At 69.6% G+C, this 17,630-nt stretch carries 19 protein-coding genes; 4 read left to right on the top strand and 15 right to left on the bottom strand.

Annotated elements, in window-relative coordinates; genetic code table 11:
• Positions 1–45: 45 nt before the first annotated feature.
• From QCD66_RS23455 to QCD66_RS23440, 4 genes are all read right to left on the bottom strand, one after another.
• On the bottom strand, positions 46–783 hold the full coding sequence (locus QCD66_RS23455; protein ID WP_375734620.1) for a DUF3618 domain-containing protein: 738 nt from the start codon (positions 781–783) through the stop codon (positions 46–48).
• A 19-nt stretch (positions 784–802) separates the two neighbouring features.
• A complete protein-coding gene (locus QCD66_RS23450) occupies positions 803–1,216 on the bottom strand; it encodes a phage holin family protein (RefSeq protein ID WP_364212715.1) in 414 nt (137 codons plus the stop codon).
• A complete protein-coding gene (locus tag QCD66_RS23445) occupies positions 1,216–1,851 on the bottom strand; it encodes a hypothetical protein (RefSeq protein WP_364212712.1) in 636 nt (211 codons plus the stop codon). Before QCD66_RS23445 ends, QCD66_RS23450 begins: the two co-directional genes overlap by 1 nt.
• 188 nt (positions 1,852–2,039) lie before the next feature.
• Positions 2,040–2,501, bottom strand: a complete 462-nt coding sequence (locus QCD66_RS23440; protein WP_375734621.1) for a DUF6098 family protein — start codon at positions 2,499–2,501, stop codon at positions 2,040–2,042.
• A 198-nt stretch (positions 2,502–2,699) separates the two neighbouring features.
• On the opposite strand from QCD66_RS23440, the gene QCD66_RS23435 reads away from it, so the two are divergent.
• A complete protein-coding gene (locus QCD66_RS23435; protein ID WP_375734622.1) occupies positions 2,700–3,134 on the top strand; it encodes a DUF6766 family protein in 435 nt (144 codons plus the stop codon).
• A gap of 108 nt (positions 3,135–3,242) precedes the next feature.
• Here QCD66_RS23435 and QCD66_RS23430 read toward each other — a convergent pair whose 3' ends face one another.
• Complete coding sequence (locus QCD66_RS23430) at positions 3,243–3,986, bottom strand: SDR family NAD(P)-dependent oxidoreductase (RefSeq protein WP_375734624.1); 744 nt, start codon at positions 3,984–3,986, stop codon at positions 3,243–3,245.
• A gap of 95 nt (positions 3,987–4,081) precedes the next feature.
• Here QCD66_RS23430 and QCD66_RS23425 point away from each other — a divergent pair, with 95 nt between their 5' ends.
• Both QCD66_RS23425 and QCD66_RS23420 read left to right on the top strand, forming a co-directional pair.
• Positions 4,082–4,345, top strand: coding sequence for a helix-turn-helix domain-containing protein (locus tag QCD66_RS23425; protein ID WP_364212703.1), 264 nt, complete (start codon positions 4,082–4,084; stop codon positions 4,343–4,345).
• An 85-nt stretch (positions 4,346–4,430) separates the two neighbouring features.
• Entirely contained in the window at positions 4,431–5,090 is a 660-nt protein-coding gene (locus QCD66_RS23420; RefSeq protein WP_364212700.1) for a hypothetical protein, read from the top strand.
• Between the two features lie 84 nt (positions 5,091–5,174).
• On the opposite strand, the gene QCD66_RS23415 is transcribed toward QCD66_RS23420, so the two are convergent.
• The 10 genes from QCD66_RS23415 to QCD66_RS23370 form a co-directional block, all read right to left on the bottom strand.
• Positions 5,175–5,924, bottom strand: a complete 750-nt coding sequence (locus tag QCD66_RS23415) for a GntR family transcriptional regulator (protein ID WP_364212697.1) — start codon at positions 5,922–5,924, stop codon at positions 5,175–5,177.
• Positions 5,925–6,012: 88 nt separating this feature from the next.
• Positions 6,013–7,215: a membrane dipeptidase gene (locus QCD66_RS23410; protein WP_357539258.1), complete on the bottom strand. Its 1,203-nt coding sequence runs from the start codon at positions 7,213–7,215 to the stop codon at positions 6,013–6,015.
• Positions 7,216–7,249: 34 nt separating this feature from the next.
• Entirely contained in the window at positions 7,250–8,239 is a 990-nt protein-coding gene (locus QCD66_RS23405) for a dipeptide ABC transporter ATP-binding protein (RefSeq protein WP_364212691.1), read from the bottom strand.
• Positions 8,223–9,206: an ABC transporter ATP-binding protein gene (locus QCD66_RS23400; RefSeq protein WP_364212688.1), complete on the bottom strand. Its 984-nt coding sequence runs from the start codon at positions 9,204–9,206 to the stop codon at positions 8,223–8,225. Before QCD66_RS23400 ends, QCD66_RS23405 begins: the two co-directional genes overlap by 17 nt.
• Positions 9,203–10,039 carry an alpha/beta hydrolase gene (locus QCD66_RS23395; RefSeq protein ID WP_364212685.1) on the bottom strand — a complete coding sequence of 279 codons (837 nt, stop codon included), beginning with the start codon at positions 10,037–10,039 and terminating at the stop codon, positions 9,203–9,205. Before QCD66_RS23395 ends, QCD66_RS23400 begins: the two co-directional genes overlap by 4 nt.
• Positions 10,036–11,217 carry a Xaa-Pro peptidase family protein gene (locus QCD66_RS23390; RefSeq protein WP_364212682.1) on the bottom strand — a complete coding sequence of 394 codons (1,182 nt, stop codon included), beginning with the start codon at positions 11,215–11,217 and terminating at the stop codon, positions 10,036–10,038. Before QCD66_RS23390 ends, QCD66_RS23395 begins: the two co-directional genes overlap by 4 nt.
• A 3-nt stretch (positions 11,218–11,220) precedes the next feature.
• Complete coding sequence (locus QCD66_RS23385; protein ID WP_357539253.1) at positions 11,221–12,102, bottom strand: ABC transporter permease; 882 nt, start codon at positions 12,100–12,102, stop codon at positions 11,221–11,223.
• 115 nt (positions 12,103–12,217) lie between these two features.
• On the bottom strand, positions 12,218–13,171 hold the full coding sequence (locus QCD66_RS23380; protein WP_357539252.1) for an ABC transporter permease: 954 nt from the start codon (positions 13,169–13,171) through the stop codon (positions 12,218–12,220).
• 30 nt (positions 13,172–13,201) lie between these two features.
• Positions 13,202–14,827 (bottom strand): ABC transporter substrate-binding protein, encoded by a 1,626-nt coding sequence (locus tag QCD66_RS23375; protein ID WP_375737036.1) that lies wholly within the window; start codon positions 14,825–14,827, stop codon positions 13,202–13,204.
• On the bottom strand, positions 14,824–15,978 hold the full coding sequence (locus QCD66_RS23370; RefSeq protein ID WP_407566783.1) for a dipeptidase: 1,155 nt from the start codon (positions 15,976–15,978) through the stop codon (positions 14,824–14,826). Before QCD66_RS23370 ends, QCD66_RS23375 begins: the two co-directional genes overlap by 4 nt.
• Positions 15,979–16,414: 436 nt before the next feature.
• On the opposite strand from QCD66_RS23370, the gene QCD66_RS23365 reads away from it, so the two are divergent.
• Complete coding sequence (locus QCD66_RS23365) at positions 16,415–17,629, top strand: PucR family transcriptional regulator (protein ID WP_375737285.1); 1,215 nt, start codon at positions 16,415–16,417, stop codon at positions 17,627–17,629.
• Position 17,630: the final 1 nt, after the last annotated feature.

The raw sequence follows: 17,630 nt of genomic DNA, 5'->3' as shown, positions 1-17,630 counted from the left end.
TGTCGACGTGGAAAGGCACCCGGCTGCGCGGTGTGCCGGCCGGCCCTAGTGTCGGAGATCGGTCCGGCTCTGTCGCACCTCGTCCTGGAGGTGGTGGGCCGCCGTCGTGCCCTGGTCGCGTACCGTCGAGGCGCCGCGTGTAGCCGCGCCCTTAACCGCGTCGGCTGCCTGCTGCGCGGGCTGGCGCAGGTTCTCCTGCACCTGGTGTGCCATCCCACCGACCTGCTGTTTGACCTCGTCCGCGTGCTCCGAAGCCTTCCGCTTCGCCTGACCGGCCACATGCTGTTCCTGTTGGCTGGGTGGGATGAGCGCCGAGACGAGCAGCCCGACGCCGAAGGCGATAAGGCCGGCGGCCAGCGGGCTGCCCTCAGCGCGGTGCAACGTCTCCGCCGGGACCCGCCGAGCCTGGCCGGCGGCCGAGGACGCGGCATGGGACGCCTGGTGGGCCAGGTTGGAGGCGAGGTCGGACGTGTCGTGCGCCGCTTCACCCGCCATGCCCGACGCATGGTGCGCCGCACCGGAGACCCGGTGGGCGGCGTCCTGTGCCGCGCCCGAGACGCGCTGTGTCGCCGCGGAGGCCCGGTGACCGGCAGAGTCCTGGGCGTGGCCGGCGGTGCCCATCACCTTCTCCCTGATCATGGCGAGCCGGCCGCGGGCGCGGTGTACCGGTTCCGCCGCCACCCGTTTCGGGTTCACCTTGTAGGTGAGCGCGTCGACATCGCTGCTCAGTTCGTCCCTGGTGGTTTCGATGTCCCGGCGAATACGGTCCGGATCATTGGACATGTCGATCCCTCTCTGCTGGTCAGCGGCCCCTGACCGCGTCCGGTATCTCCCGGGCGGTCTGCTTCGTGCGCGGCAGGGTGTGCATCTTCCTCATCCGGTCGCGGGCTCTGCTGAGCAGGACGCTTCCGATCAGCGCCCAGATCACCGCGACGATCAGCGCCGCCCACCCCTGGTCCATGACGTTGGAAAGGCCCCACCACAGCGCGCAGGACAGGAAGAACAGGGTCAGCAGTACCGCCAGTGCCGCGCCGCCGAACATCGCACCGACCGTGCCGGCGGAACGTACCTCTTCGCGGAGCTCGGCCTTGGCCAGGTCGGCCTCCTGCCGCAGCAACGTCGAGAAGTCCCGGCTGACCTCGCCGATCAACTCGCCGATCGACGCTTCGGACCGTTCGGCGGTGTGGCTGGAACCCTGGCGAGCAGAGTCGCTCATCAACCCGCCTCCCCGCCGGTGACGCCGGTGGTCGTCTGCGCGCCGCCGGTCACCCGCGGTCGCGCGTGCGGGCCCTCGGTCCGCTGCCCGACGGGTGGCTGATGGTCCGGGGAGGGTTGCCGGCCGGCGCCGTCGTCACCGGAGGTGAGTGCCCGACCGAACCGGCCGACGATCAACCCCGCCACCGTGGCGCCGGCGAGAAAGACGCCGGGATGCCGTCGCGCGTAGTCGCGTACCTCCTGTACCAGGGCACCGGGCTCACGGTCCTCCAGCCAACCCGCGGCCTGGTTCGCGGCATCGGCTCCCCGACGGACCACCTCGCTGGCCACGCCGTCCTGCCCGCTGCTGTTCGCCATCGACTCGAGTTGTGTCCCGAGCGCCCGGAGCCCTCCCGCGGCCCTCTTCTGCTGCTGTTCCGCCTGCTCCCGCATCTGTTCGGTGGCTTCCCGGGCGAGGTTGCGGGTCTGCCGTCGGGTCTCGGCGACAACCTGCCCGCCCTGATCCGCCGCCTGCTGGGCGACCTCCCGCCCGGTGTGCGCCGCCTCGTGGCCGACCTGGGTGGCCTCGTCCTGGGCCTGGTGATATTTCTGGGTCGCCGGACCGGGCGGCGATCCCGAGCCACTTCGCGTCGTCATCCAAACTCCTCCATGTCGGGTCCGTTCAGGCGTCGCCGCGGCGACGGCAGCGTCTACCCGAACGCACCGGAGGCATTCACCCCGCCGAGGAGCCGGAATCGGGTACCACCGACAGGACGGGACAGGAGATGCCAAGAAGCAGTACGAGGGCGGCATTCCGCGGACCGCCATGCCGTTCCGCGACGGTGTTACCGATCAGCCTGGTCGGTGCGGTGCAGTGGGCCCCACTCGTCGGAGTGCTGCTCCTGGATGACCAGTTCCGCCTCGTGCAGTGCCTTCTCGCCGACGCGGGCGATCGGCCGGCGGCATTGCACCAGCGGCTCGTTGTCGGGCCCGCGCCCGCACCGTTCCCCGACGAAGACCCAGGGGAAGGTGCCGGCTCCGCGAAGTTCCCGCATGTGGCAGTAGTCGTACAGGCGGCGGGCGACCCACAGGCGGATGGACCGATCGCCCCACCACGGCTCGGGTCGCAGCGGATTGGCCGACAGACCGGGCAGCGGCACCCCGGTCAGCCCGTCCCGGCTGGTCTGCGTCTGCTCCCCACCACCGACACCGTCCGCGACCGGCCCGTGCGACCACCGCACGTACAACTCCTGATCCTGGCGTCGAACCAACTCGGCCAACTGGTCGAGATCATCAAGGCGGTCCATGCCCACTTCTTCGGCCCCGTGATCCATTCCGTCATCTTTGCCCGGCCCGACCGGCCTCAATCCCCGTTCGCCGACCCGGATCCGGCCGGCGTACGCGGCCCCGACGGTGTTTCGCGGCGCTCTGACCAGGGCACATTCGCCGGGAGGAGACTGCTGTCCGGCCCGTGACGTCACGGCGGGACGAAGAAGGTGAGCAGCATGACACGTTCAGTGCCGGCGAAGGAGCCGGTGTTACCAGGTGGACCACGCTCCGGCGGTCATCGTCGCGGCCCGGTGGACGGCGGACCGCCGTTCCGCAAGCCCCGCTGGTCGAAGGCGTACGCGTTCGGGCTCGTCACCGGGGCGATGTTCCTGTTCGCATGGGCCGGCCAGTTCGTCTTCCAGTTGATGGCCGAGACCAGTCAGGCGGAGCAGCACGGCCAGTCGTTCTCCTGGGGTGACTTCCTGGCACAGTTCCTGGCGTCCACCTTCGAGAACTGGCAGTCCGAATTCCTGCAACTGGTCTGGCAGGCTGCCGGCCTCGCCATCTTCTACTACTGGGGCTCGTCGCAGTCGCGGGAATCCGACGAGCGGATCGAGGCCAAACTCGACGCGTTGCTACGAGACCGGAACATCGACCCGGCTCGACCTTGACCACACCGCACCGCACGCTGGTACACCCAGTTGTTCCGGTAAGCGGCCCGTCCCCGTAGGACGGGCAGGACGGGCCGCCGCGCAAAAGGGTGGACCGGCGAGGAACGGTCAGATGTTGAAGCCGCCGTCGACGTTGACGGTCGCGCCGGTGATGTAACGGCCGTCCGGGCTGGCGAGGAACGCCACCGTGGCGGCCACGTCGGCCGGCCTCGCGTAGTGGCCGAGGGCGGTGAAGCCGTTGATCGTATCGGCGTTGGGGCCGTCGGCCGGGTTCAGTTCGGTGTCGGTGGCCCCCGGATTCACCAGATTCACGGTGATCGCCCTGCCACCGAGTTCGCGTCCGAGTGCCTTGGTCAGGCCGATCAGCGCGGCCTTGCTCATCGCGTACAGCGAGAAGCCGGGGAAGACCACCCGCTCGGCCATGTTGCTGCCGATGTTGATGATCCGCCCACCGGCCGACATGTAGCACACCGCTGCCTGTGCGGCGACGAACGGGGCCCGGACATTGACCGCGACGGTCTGCTCGAACTCTTCCAGGCTCAGTTGCTCCAGCGGCCCGAGCAGGAACGCCCCGGCGTTGTTGATTAGGATGTCCAGCCGGCCCAGCTCACCGGCGGCCCGATCGACCGCGGCAACCACCGCCGCCGGGTCGGCACTGTCCGCCTGTACGGCGACCGCCCGCCGCCCCGTGGCCTTGATCTGTTCCACCACGTCGTCGGCGCGTTGCTGGTTTCGCTGGAACGTGAACGCCACATCGGCGCCCTCCTGAGCCAGACGCAACGCCACCGCGGCGCCAATGCCGCGACCACCACCGGTGACCAGAGCCACCTTGCCATCAAGCACGTCGTTCATGACCGAAAGCCTGCTCGACAAGCGCCGGAGGGTCTGGCGGTAATCGGACGACGCATTCGCCACCGGCCACAGCGGCCCGCGAGCCCGGCAGCAAGGTGAGCCCGGCCACCCTGCACCGGCGCTTCCGGGCGCAACTGGGCACGACGCCGCTGGCGTGGCTGACCCGCGAACGCCTCTCTCTGGCAGCCCGACTGATCGAGCGAGGTGAGTCACGCTTCGAGATTGTCGCCCGGCATAGCGGCCTGGGCACCGCCGCCAACCTACGTGCCCTGCTGCGCCGCGAGACGGGGCTCGCCCCATCGGCGTACCGGCGCCGCTTCGGCCCCGGGCCGGCCGACGACCCGCGGAACACCGACTGACCGGTGGTGCCCGCACCGATCCGGGATGCGTCGGATAAGCGGCAGACTGCGGTAGCGTCCGCAACAGTCGGTCAAGATCGCCGACATGTATCCCAGCCCCACCGTTTCCTCCGCCGAAGTGCGCCCCGGCCGGATCTGGTACCTCGTCGCCGCCCTGATCGTCCTCATCGGACTGGTCGCCGGCCCGGTGTTCTTCCTGGTCGGCATCTACAGCGCCAACGAGCGGACCGATGGCCTGGCCGACAACCTCGTGGCCGACCAGGTCTTCCAAACCGGTGACACCGTACGGGTCGACCTCGACGACGCCGGGAAGCTCGTCTGGGTCGACGCCTCCGCCGCCGGAAGCGACCCGACCTGCGAGGCACACCCGGTGTCGGGCGTCGAACCGGCCCGGGTGATTGTGTCCGCGACCATATGGAACCTGACCAACGCGGCCGGCGAATGGCGGAGTGTCTACAACATCTCCACCGGCACCGCCGGCAGCTACGAGTTGACCTGCCGTGCGGACGGCGACGGAACACCGGTCGCGCTCGCGCTCGGCGACGCGCCCACGGCGGGCGATACGCTCGGATCTCTCGGCGCGATGGCCGCCGGGGTCGGTGCCCTGAACCTGTTGCCCTGCCTCGGTGTGGTCGCCGGAGCTGTCCTGGCCATGGCGGTCGCTCTCTACCGCAACTCGCACCGCAAGCGTCTTCTGCGGGAGCGGGCGGCGGCCCAGGGCTACGGGTACGGTCCGCTCCGGTAGCGATCATGCGGGTATCACCGCTCGCCCGGGGACGTCGGGGCGTGCGAGGCGGCAGCGGACGGCGCCGTGACCGGCGCCGCCGCTTCAGTTCGGCACCGGCTCGGGCTCCCCACCCCGACTGATCTTCAGGGTCAGAACGTCGGTGCGGACCGTGATGTGCCCGTGGAAGAGAGCCGCGCCGCTCGCTCCGTAGCCGATCTGGGTCGCGGTGACCAGCGGATGCCCGACCGCCACGTCGAGCCGGGTGGTGGCCTCCTCGTCGGCGAGTACGGCGGCGAGTTCGATCTCCGCCCGCCGTACCGGCATGCCGGTCGCACTGGCCAGGAACTCGAACATGTCCAGGTCGATGCTGACCAGTCCGGACGGGTCGAGGTCGCGGCCGTCGAAGCGCAGCGGCAGGTGGTCGCGGATCCAGGCCGCCGCGACGCCGTCCACGGCGAAGAGCCGGTCGACCCGCCACACCAGCGAGTCGGGTTCCACCCCGAGCACCTTGGCGCAGTCAGCCGGGCATCTTGCCCGGCTGACCGCCGCGTCCTGGAGGGTCGGCCGGTGGCCGGAGGCGGTGATCCGGTCGCGCAGGGCGGTGACGTCACCGATCGACACCGGCACCCGCTCGGCGCCGCCGTGCACGAAGGTGCCGATGCCCCAGGTGCGGGTCACCACGCCCTCGACGGCGAGCCGGCCCAGCACCTCGCGTACGGTGGCCCGGCTGACCTCCAGCCGGTCGGCCAGGTCCCGTTCGTTGGGCAGCTTGTCGCCCGACCGGAACTCACTGCTGATCAGTTGCCGTAGCCGACCGTGTGCGGTCTGTAGCGCGGTTTCGCGCCGAGCCATCCGCCCTCACCTCATCGCTCCCGCCGCTGTCAGCGGCGTACGGAGTGTAGTTCGTCGGTGCCCGATCGGCCGATCGGCCGGAAGGGCATTACCAGACCTGCTCGAGCACCCGGATGGTGTTCCCGCCGATGACCTTGGCGATCTCGTCGTCCGAGTAGCCGTGCTTGACCAGCCAGCCGACGATGTTCCCGAACGCCTCGCCCGGGTTCTCCAGCCCGGACACGTACTCCACCCGGGGGTGCTCGGGCCGGTTGCCGGCGTCGTGGGCGTAGTTGCCGGCGTACGTGTTGTGCACCCCGACGTGGTCACCGAACATCGTGTCCGGACCGAACGTGACGTGGTCGATGCCGACCAGGTCGACGCAGTACTGGAAGTGGTCCATCACCGACTCGATCGAGTGGTGCTTGTGCGTCTCGGAGAGGGTGGTGTGCGGAGCGGCCTCGATACCGATGACGCCACCGCGTTCGGCGCAGGCCCGGATCACCTCGTCCGGCTTCATCCGGGAGGTGTTCCAGACCGAGCGGGCGCCGGCGTGGGTGATGAACACCGGTACCCGGCTGGCCTCGATCACGTCCAGCGAGGTCTGGTCGCCGGAGTGCGAGATGTCGATGGCGATGCCGAGCTTGTTCATCCGGTCCACCGCACGCCGGCCGAAGTGGGTCAGCCCACCGTCGTGCCGCTCGGAGAGACCACCGCCGAGCATGTTCGCCTGGCTGTACGCGATCCCGAGCTGGCGGACGCCGAAGCCGTAAAGGATGTCGATGCGGTCCAGCTCGTTCTCGATCGGGCTGCAGCACTCCAGCCCGGCGACCAGGGCCAGCCGGCCGTCCTGCTTGGCGGCGCGGATGTCGGCCAGTGACGTGGCCAGGAAGACGTGGTCCTGCTTGTAGAGGTCACTCATCCGCATCCCGAGGGCGTAGATGAGGTCGTTCCACTTCCAGCCGTTCTCACTGGTCACACAGGAGGCACCGGCCATGAAGTTGTCGAAGACCGCGGTCAGGCCGGAGCGGGCGAGCCCTTCGTAGCCGGTGCGCTGGCGCGCGGTGCGGTTGTAGGTCCGTAGCTCGCGGACGTCCTCGGGCAGGATCACCGGGTGCTCGTGCAGGGAGATCGCGGTGTGCTCGGTGAGCAGCCGGGTGACCCGCGCGCGCTGGTCGCCGGTCAGGCCGAGGTCGTGCTCCGGTACCCGGCCGACCTCCTTGGCCAGGTCGAACACCCGGTAGTCCGAGTGCGGCTCCAGGTACGAGTACGACCGGTGGCCCTTGTAGCGGGCAGCGGGTTCTTGCAGCAAGGCACCTTCTCCTTTTGGGACGGATCGCCGGGCCCTATGCGGCCAGCGGGTAGTGGCAGGCGACCGGATGTTCACCGGCGGCCAGCGGCGGTTCGGTGGTGGCGCAGGTATCGGTCGCCTGCCAGCAGCGGGTCCGGAACCGGCAGCCCGACGGCGGGTTGACCGGGCTGGGCGGGTCACCGGCGAGCAGGATCCGCTTGCGTTCCCGGCGTCCGACCGGATCGGGCACCGGTACGGCGGACAGCAGCGCGCTGGTGTACGGGTGTCGCGGCGACTCGTAGAGGCTCTGCTCGGGGCCGGTCTCCACCAGCTTGCCGAGGTACATCACGGCGACGCGGTCGGAGATGTGCCGCACCACGGACAGGTCGTGGGCGATGAAGACGTACGCCACGCCGAGCTCGTCCTGGAGCCGTTCCAGCAGGTTGACCACCTGCGCCTGGACCGACACGTCGAGCGCGGAGACCGGCTCGTCGCAGACGATCACGTCGGGGTTCAACGCGAGCGCCCGGGCGATGCCGATGCGCTGGCGCTGCCCGCCGGAGAACTGGTGCGGGTAGCGGTCCAGGTGCAGGCTGGCGTCGAGGCCGACCAGGTCGAGCAGTTCCTTCACCCGCTCGATCCGGCGCTTGCGGTCCAGCACGTCCGGGTGGATCTCGAAGGGCTGGAGCAGGATCTCCCGGATGGTGCGGCGCGGGTTCAGCGAGGTGTACGGGTCCTGCAGCACGATCTGGATCCGCCGGCGCAGCGCCCGCAGCTCCCGTCCCTTGGCCCGGTGCACCACCGACTCGCCGAAGCGCACCGCGCCGGAGGTCGGCTGTTCGAGGCCGACCAGCATGCGGGCCAGGGTGGTCTTGCCGCAGCCCGACTCGCCCACCACACCGAGCGTCTCGCCCCGGCGCAGGTCGAACGAGACCCCGTCGACGGCCTTGACCACGCCGCCGGAGGTGAACGGGATCCGCCCCTTGAGCGGGAAGTGCTTGACCAGGTTCTCGACCCGTAGCACCACGTCATCGTTGGGTGGCACCGAGCACCTCCTCGTAATGGTGGCAGGCGCTGCTCCGGTTGGCCGGAACGGCCCGCAGCGGCGGCAGGGTCACCAGGCATTCGTCGGTGGCCCGGGGACAACGCAGGTGGAACGGGCAGCCGGCGGGGAGCCGGGCCGGGTTGGGCGGGGCGCCCGGGATCGCGTAGAGCTGCTCGTCGCGCCGGTCCACCCGGGGCATCGAGGCGAGCAGCCCTTCGGTGTACGGGTGCGCCGGACCGGCGAAGATCTGCTCGACCGTGCCCCGCTCGACGATCCGGCCGGCGTACATCACCGCCACGTCGTCGGCGACCTCGGCCACCACGCCGAGGTCGTGGGTGATCAGCAGCAGACCCATCCCGCTGTCCCGCTGGATCTCCGCGAGCAGTTCCATCACCTGGGCCTGCACGGTCACGTCCAGGGCGGTGGTGGGCTCGTCGGCGATCAGCAGGTCCGGTTCCAGCGAGATGGCCAGCGCGATCATGATGCGCTGGCGCATACCGCCGGAGAACTGGTGCGGGTAGTCGCGGATCCGGTCCTTGGCGGCCGGGATCCGGACCCGGTCGACGAGTTCGATCGCGCGGCGGCGGGCGTCGGCCTTGGACATGCCCCGACGGACCCGGAGCACCTCCGTGATCTGGTCCCCGACGGTGAAGACCGGGTTGAGCGCGGCCATCGCGTCCTGGAACACCATGCCGATCTCTTCGCCGCTGACCCGGTCGCGCTGCTTACGCGGCAGGGTCAGCAGCTCCCGGCCGCGTAGCCGTACCGAACCCGTGATCTTCGCCGGCGGGACGTCGAGGATGCCCATCACCGCCTGCGCGGTGACGCTCTTGCCGGAGCCGGACTCGCCGAGGATGGCCAGGGTCTGCCCGGAGTCGACCTTGAGCGACACCCCGTTGACCGCGTTCACCGGCCCGGACGGGCCGGGGAACGCGACCCGCAGGTCGGCGATCTCCAGCAGTGTCATCGCAGCACTCCGGCTCTGCCGAGGAAGTCCCGCACGACCCGCTGGAACTTCTCCGGCTCCTCCAACTGCGGCGAGTGGCCGGACTTCTCGAAGACCACCAGCTCACCGTCGGGGACCAGGTCCGCGATCACCTGTGAGGCCTCGACCGGGGTACGCCAGTCGTGCCGGCCCACGGTGACCAGGGTCGGGCAGGTGATCGACGGCAGCTTCGGCTTGAGGTCGTACCTGGGCATGTTCTGGCCGAAGGCCGCGTTGTGGGTCCGGTAGTGGAAGCGGGTGGCGGCCAGCCGCGCCTCGTCCTTGGCCGGGTCGTGCTGGTGGTCGTACAGCGGCAGGATGGCCCGCCAGTAGTCCCGCAACTGCTCGTTGCTCTCGAACCGACCGGTGCCGATCCGGTCGATGACCCACTCCGGAATCACCGAACGGTCGGTGTTGCGCGCCCGCTCGACCGCGAGGTGGTCGTGTGCGGTGTCCGCCGCGGTGTCCCGCAGCACCAGCGCGGAGACTCGGTCCGGGTGCGCGATCGCGTACTCCAGGGCGATGAACCCGCCGTACGACCCGCCGGCCATGACGATCTTCTCGTAGCCGAAGTGCTCCCGGATCGCGTCCACGTCGGCCACCCACTGCTCGTGGGTGAACGGCTCGTCGTCGCTGGATTCGCCGGATCCGCGGGCGTCGAAGACGATGACCCGCATCCGGTCGGAGAACGGACCGAAGGAGCGCTTCGGCTCGCTGCGCGAGCCCAGGCCGGGCGCGCCGTGGTGCACGATCATCGCCGGCGCGTCGGTCGGGCCGAAGGCCTCGACGACCAGTTCCGCTCCGTTGATCTTCATCGGACCCCCTCGATGACGTTGGATGCCAGGTCGCGTGGGTAGCCGGTGAGCCGGCGCGGGCCGGTCTCCTCCACCAGGACCGTGTCGGAAATGCGGTAGCCGGCGTGGCCGGGAACGTAGACACCGGGCTCGCTGGAGAGCAGCATCCCGGGGGCGAGCACGGTGTCGTCGCCGTCCTCGACCCACGGCGCCTCGTGGTTCTGCAGCCCGATGCCGTGCCCCTGCCGGTGCCGGATGTAGTCGCCCAGTCCCTGCTCCCGCAGCACGTCCAGGCAGATCTTGTTCACCTCGGCGCAGGTACGGCCGGCGGTCATCGCCCGGGTACCGACCTCCTGCGCCTCCCGGTCGGCCTCGTAGTAGCGCACCTGCTCGGCGGTGGGCTCACCGATGATGAAGGTGCGTTCGCTCTCCACGAACCGGCTGGCCACCGCGGCACCGAGGGAGAGGATCAGCGTGTCGCCCGCCTGGATCCGCCGACGCGTCGGCAGGCCGTGCGGCAGCGCCGAGTTCGGGCCGGCGTAGACCAGCCCGCCGGCCAGCTTGGTGGTGTAGACGACCATGTCGTACTCGGCGTACATCCGGTCGGTGCCGTAGCCGATCACGTGCCGGGCGATCTCGTCCTCGCGGGGGAGTGGCCCGCCGCTGGCCAGCGCCTCCTCGATCAGCGCCCGGCCGGCACCGAGCATCTCGTCGCAGATCCGGGCGGCGGCCTCGTGGAACGGGATCTCCTCGGGGAACTTGCGCAGCCGCAACTTCGCCACCGCGTCGGTGGTCTCCAGCGTCGCCCCGGCGATGGCCCGCGACAGCGCCTTGAACGCGCCGACCGACACCCCGGCGCCCACCCCGATCCGGCGGACCGGGCCGCCGGGACGGGACAGCGCCGAGGCGAGGGTCTGCTCGGCGGTGACCACGCCGGGGAACTCGAAGTAGCTGACCGTCGGGATGGTCACGCCCTGCTGGGCGGCGTACTCCTCGTCGAGGCGGGGGATGACCAGCAGCGGATCTCCCTCCCGCGGCATCCAGAGGTAGACCGGTCGCTCGGTGGCGATGTAGAAGAAGCCGCTGAGGAAGGCGACGTCCGCCGGGGACGTGGCCAGGAACCCGTCCAGGCCGCGCTCGTCGAGCGCCTCGCCGAGTCGGCTCCGGACGCTGGTGTAGAAGCTTTCGGGCAGTCGCATGGGTCAGCCTCCGTTGCGGCGGGGGTCACGGGAGTCGTTGAACCGCGTACCGGCCAGCGTCGCCGCCAGCACCAGGAACAAAATCGCCAGCGACGGGAAGAGCGTCTGCCACCAGGCGATCGCGATCGTGCCGCTGCGCTGGGCGTTGAGCAGGATGCGCCCCCAGGACCAGGCGTCCGGGTCGCCGAGGCCGAGGAAGCTCAGACCGGCCTCGGAGATCACCGCCCGGGAGGCGGTGAGCAGCACGCTGACGACCATCAGCGCGACGACCGCGGGCAGGATCTCCCGGGTGACGATCCGCCAGCCGGTGGCGCCGAGCACCCGGGCCCCGTCGATGTAGGGCATCGCGCTGATCACCAGGCCCTGCGACCGGATCAGCCGGGCCACCTCGGGCCAGGCGAAGAACCCGATGATCAGGGTCAGCGTCCAGACGCTCGGGTTCACCACCGCGGCCAGCATGATCATCAACGGCAGGGTGGGCAGCGCCAGCATCACGTCGGTGATCACCGTGGCGACCGCGTCGATCGGGCGGAAGTACGCCGCGGCAAGTCCGATCGCGGTTCCCAGCACGATCGCGATCAGCGAGGCGGCCAGGCCGATCACCATGCTGGTCCGGGTGCCCCAGACCACCTGGGCGAAGATGTCCTGCCCGAGGTCGTCGGTGCCGAACCAGTGCGCCCCGGACGGCGGTTGCAGCACGTCAGGGCCGGCGCCGGCGGGCTCGTCGGCGATCAGTGGCGCGAAGATCGCCATCAGCGCCATCACGAGCAGCACCAGCAGCGACAACGCCACGGTGGGCTGCCGCAGGTAGTTGGACCAGGAGGACCGCTTGGGCGCGGCCGGGACCGGCGGCAGTGCCTGCTCGGCCAGCACGGGGGCACTCACGGCGCCCTCCCTTCTGTCTTCACGAAGGCGGGGTTGCGCTCCGCCGCACTCCTCGCGCTCGCGGTGATTCCTGAGTTCGCGACTGCGGGGCTTCGCTCCGCCGCACTCCTCGCGCTCACAGGCGGATCCTGGGATTGAGGACCGCGTAGAGCATGTCGGTCAGCGCGTTGGCGATCACCACGGTGACGGCGAGCATGATGAACGCGCCCTGGATCACCGGGTAGTCCTGTTGCCCGACCGCCTCGTAGATCAGCCGGCCGACCCCGGGATAGGCGAAGACCGTCTCGGTCAGCACCGCGCCGCCGACCAGGGTGCCCAGTTGCAGACCCATCAGGGTCAGCGCCGGCAGGATCGCGTTGCGCAGGCCGTGCTTCCAGACCCGACGCCGGGCCGAGAGACCACGGGCCTGCGCCGCGCGGATGTAGTCCTCACCGAGGACCTCGATCATGTTGGTACGCAGGGTCAGCGCGTACGGGCCGAGCTGGACCAGGACCAGGGACAGCACCGGTAGCGCCAGGTGGTGGAACAGGCTCAGGTAGGCGGCGGCGCCCCGGGTGTCGGGGTCGATCGCCCCGCCGATCGGGAACCAGCCGAGCTGGGCTCCGAGGAAGACCAGCAGCAGGATGGCGACGCTCGGCACGAACAGGGCGTTCGCGCTGATCCCGAAGCCCTGCAACGCGCGGTCGAGCCACTTGCCGCGGTTGACCGCGGCGGCGACACCGATCGGGATACCGACGGCGACGGTGAGGACGAACGCGCTGCCGGCCAGCAGCAACGTCCAGGGCAGCCGGTCGAGGATGATGTCGGTGACCGGCTGGATCTGCCGGAACGAGATGCCCAGGTTGCCCTGGACCAACTCGCGCAGGTACGACACGTACTGCTCCCACAACGGGCGGTCGAGGCCGTACGTCTTGAGCAGTGCCGCCTGCATCTCCGGCGTCATGTCGCCCTCGACCATGAGGGTCGTGGGGTCCCCCGGCAGGAGCCGGAGCAGGAAGAACGTCGAAGTGATTGCAATCCATATGGTCAGGACGGCCTTCAGTGCCCGGCTGAGCACGAAACGCGCCATGGGGGACCCCTCCTTTCCCTCTGGTTCGGGTTACTTGACCGGGGTGACCTGGGCCAGCGAGTACGCGGTGACCATGCCGAGCAGGTCCGACGGCGACGGAACGAAGCCGGTGAACTTGCTGGCGTTGTAGGCGAACTGGAAGTTCTCCACGTACAGCGGGGTCAGGTACGCCTGCTCGTGCACGACCTTGTCAATGTTCTTGATCTTGGTCTTGAACGCCTCCGGGTCGGTGGTGCCGGCCGCGTCGTTGATCAGCGCGTCCATCTCCGCCGACTCGAGCAGGTTGTAGTTGATGCCACCCGGGTTGCTGGACAGGTAGGTGCTGCGCAGCTGGTCCATCGGGTTGTCGAACACGCCCCACTGCGAGGCGTCGATGTCGTACTCGCCGTTCTTGGTGCGGGTGAGGAACGTGTTCCGCTCCACGCACTCGTTCTCCAGCTTGATGCCGGCCTGGGCCGCGCTCTCGCGGAAGAGCTGCACCACGCGGGTCATGTTCGCGTTGGACTGGTCGCACGCCACGCCGAAGTTCAGCTCGTCGAAGAAGCCGTCGTTGTTGGCGTCCTGGTAGCCGGCCGCGGTCAGCTTGGCCTTCGCGCCCGCCGGGTCGAACGCGTACGGCTGGATCTCGGTGTTGTCGTACTCGGAGAAGATCGGCGAGATGGGACCGGCCATCTGCTGGCCGTCACCCTGCAGCACCGCCGAGATGATCGCCTTGGTGTCGACCGCCATCGACAGCGCCTGCCGGACCTGCTGGTCGGCGAGGTACTCGTTCTTCATGTTGTAGGTCAGGTGCGCGAAGCCGAGCGCCCCGACCTTCTCGAGCTTGATCTTCTCGTCGTTCTCGAAGGTCTTCGCCGCCGAGACCGGCACCGGGGTGCCCATCATGTCGATGTCACCGTTGCGCAGCGCCAGCATCATCGTGTTCACGTCCGGGTAGACGCGGTACTCGACCTGGCTGACCGCCGCCTTGCCCTCCGGCGCCAGCGGGTAGTTGTCGTTGCGCTTCATCACGTAGCGCTGGCCCTTGGTCATGCTGTCCAGCACGAACGGACCGGCGCCGACCCAGTTCGAGTCGTTCGGGAACTTGGACAGGTCCCCGGCGTTCTCGAAGATGTGCTTCGGCACGATCGACATCCAGAACCCGACGCCCTCGGCGAACGGCGCGTACGGCTGGGAGAGCTTGAACTTGACCGTGGTCGCGTCCGGCGCCTCGATCGACTCGACCCAGGTCAGCTTCGCCGCGACGTTGCCGAGCTTGTACTTCATGATCATCTCGGCGCTGAACTTGACGTCCTCGGCGACCACCGGCTTGCCGTCGGTCCACTTGAAGTCGTCCCGCAGGTCGAAGACGGCCGTCTTGCCGTCGTCCTCGTAGCGGTACTCCTTGGCCAGTTCCGGCGCCTTCTTCGCGTTCTCGTCGATCCGCAGCAGGTGCGGGTACATCGCGTTGAGAATCCACGAGTCGGTCTTGCTGAGCGACTGGAGCGGGTTGAAGTTGCTCACGTCGGTGGTGGTGCCGATCCGCAGCACCGCGTCCGACGACGAGCCGCTGGAGGACCCGTTGTCCTCGTTCAGGCCGCAGCCGGAGATACCCAGCGTGGCCGCCACGCCGAGTGCGACAGCGAGCCGCCACCGACCCTTGACTGTCTTTTTCACCAAACCTCCTGAAGAACCCGGATGATGTTGCCGCCGATGACCTTGGCGATCTCGTCGTCGGAGTAACCGTGCGTGACAAGCCACCCGACGATGTTGCTGAAGCACTCCGCCGGGTTCTCCATGCCGCTCACGTAGGGCACCCGTGGGTGGTCCACCACGCCGTGGGCCTTCCCGATCGCCAGGTGCTGGGTAAAGCTGTCGTGCAGCCCGACGTGGTCACCGAAGTTGGTGTCCGGACCGAACGCCACGTGGTCGATGCCGACCAGCTCCACGCAGTAGGTGAAGTGGTCCATCACCGACTCGATCGAGTGGTGCGGGTGGTCCGCCGAGAGGGTGGTGTGCGGAGCGGCCTCGATGCCGATCACCCCACCCCGGTCGGCGCAGGCCCGGATCACCTCGTCCGGCTTCATCCGAGGGGTGTTCCAGACCGAGCGGGCGCCGGCGTGGGTGATGAACACCGGTACCCGGCTGGCCTCGATCACGTCCAGCGAGGTCTGGTCGCCGGAGTGCGAGATGTCGATGGCGATGCCGAGCTTGTTCATCCGGTCCACCGCACGCCGGCCGAAGTGGGTCAGCCCACCGTCGCGGTCTTCGGAGAGGCCGGAACCGAGCATGTTCGCCTGGCTGTACGCGATGCCCATCTGGCGGACGCCGAAGCCGTAGAGGATGTCGAGCCGGTCCAGCTCGTTCTCGATCATCGTGGCCGCCTCCAGACCGGCCACCAGGGCGATCTGGCCGTTGCGCTTGGCCTCGAAGATCTGCTCCAGCGTGGTCGCCACGACCACGTGGTCCTGCTTGGCGACGTCGGCGAAACGCAGGCCGATGTCGTAGATGACGTCGTCCCACTTCCAGGCGTGCTCGCTGGTCACGCAGCCGGTGCCGTTCATGAAGTTGTCGAAGACCGCGGTCATGCCGGAGCGGGCCAGGCCCTCGAAGCCGAAGGAGTTGCGGCCGGTGCGGTTGTAGTCGCGCAGTTGCGACACGTCGGCCGGCAGGATCTTCGGGTGCTCGTGCAGCGAGATGGCCATGTGTTCACGGAGCAGCCGGGCCACCCGGGTTCGCTGGTCGTCGCTCAGGCCGAGGTCGTGTTCGGGCACCCGGCCGAGTTGCGGCGCGAGTTCGAACACCTTGTAGTCGGCGTGCGGCGTCAAGTAATCGAAGGACCGGTATCCGGCATAGCGGGGGGCAGATTCCTGCACTCGTCAACTCACCTCGTCAGGGTAGAGGCATGAGGAATGAGGTCTGACCTCATGCCTGCTGGGAACCTAGTCCAGGGGTGGCCGTCCTCGTAATGGCTGTGACCTGACTGTTATAGAGGGCAAGTGTCAAGGGTAAGTTAGACCTATTTGCGGAACTTTGTCATGCCGGATGAAGTTAAGTCAGCCTCGCGAGGGTCCAAGCCTCGACCACCCTCCCTCGGGGAGTGGTCTGACCAATTTCGTCGGCGATCCGCTACGCCGTCCGCCAGTGGCCGCTCTCGGCACCCGTCCGGGGCCGCGGCGGTATCCTGACCCGGTCGGGCGCCCGCCCGCGGGTGACCATCCGACCGCGTCACGTCGGAGTGGGCACCGGGAGGACGGAGCGGGCATGGGTGGCGGGCGACGAGCCGGCGACGCGGACGTCGCCTGGCTCGACCGGGTCGCGCGGGCGGCCGCCCGGGACGCCGGTGACGTGCCGGTGGAACTGCTCGGCGACTACCTCGGGCTGCTGGTGGACGCGGCGGTGACCGGCCGACGCCCCAGGCGAGCCGAACTGGAGGCCGTCGGCCTGCTCGGCCGACGCGCCGCCGAGCAGGGCGTCTCCGCCGGCCGGGTGGTGCAGCTCTACCTGTCGGCCGCCCGCCGGATGTGGCAGGACCTGCCCCGGCTGACGCGTTCCGGTGACAGTGACGCGGTCCGCGCCGCCGCCGAGGCGGTGCTGCACGTGCTCGACGACGCGGTGGCGACCCTGGCCGAGGGGTACGCGGTCGCGCGCCGGGAACTGGTCCGGCGGGAAGAGGCGCTACGCCGTGAACTCGTCGACGACCTGCTGCGCGGCGAGTCGGACCTGGGCGGGTTGGTCCAGCGGGCCGAGCCGTTCGGCCTGGACCTGGCGCGGGTGCACCAGGTGGCGCTGGCCGCGCCGAGCCGCCGGCTTCCGGACACCGAGACGGCCATCAGCGCGCTCGAAGGGGTCATCTTCGACCGGTTGGGGGACCGGGACGTACTGGTGGCCACCAAGGAAGGGCTGCTCGTGGTGCTGGCACCGGCGCCGGGCGGGGCCGCCGAGAACGCCGGCGCCGGTCCGGGGACCGGGTTGGGGCGGCTGATGCTCGCCGAACTCGACCGCCTGCCCCGGGGAAGGCCGTGGCAGATCGCGGTCGGCCGGTCCTACCCCGGGGTGTACGGCATCGCCCGCTCCTACGAGGAGGCCCGGGACGCGCTCACGATGGCCCGGCGGCTGCGGGTGGAAACACCGGTGGTCGACGCCCGCGACCTGTTGATCTACCGCGTGCTGTTGCGCGACCAACCGGCGATCATCGACCTCATCCAGGCCGTACTCGTCCCGTTGAATCGGGCCCGCGGCGGCGCCGGCCCGCTGCTCGAGACGCTGGAGGCGTACTTCGCCAGTGGCGGCACCGCCACGGTGGCGGCCCGCCGCCTGCACGTGTCGGTCCGCGCGGTCACCTACCGGCTGGCCCGGATCAGGGCGCTGAGCGGTTACGACGCCGCCGACCCGACCGACCGGTTCACCCTCCAGGCGGCGGTGCTCGGCGCCCGGGCGCTGGACTGGCCGAACCAGCCGCTGCCCGCCGGCGCCTGAG

The organism is Polymorphospora sp. A560 (genome assembly GCF_045781765.1).
GTDB classification, from domain to species: Bacteria; Actinomycetota; Actinomycetes; order Mycobacteriales; family Micromonosporaceae; genus Polymorphospora; species Polymorphospora lycopeni.
Note: the sequence above shows the minus strand (reverse complement) of the source record. Positions and strands in the feature narration are given on the sequence as shown.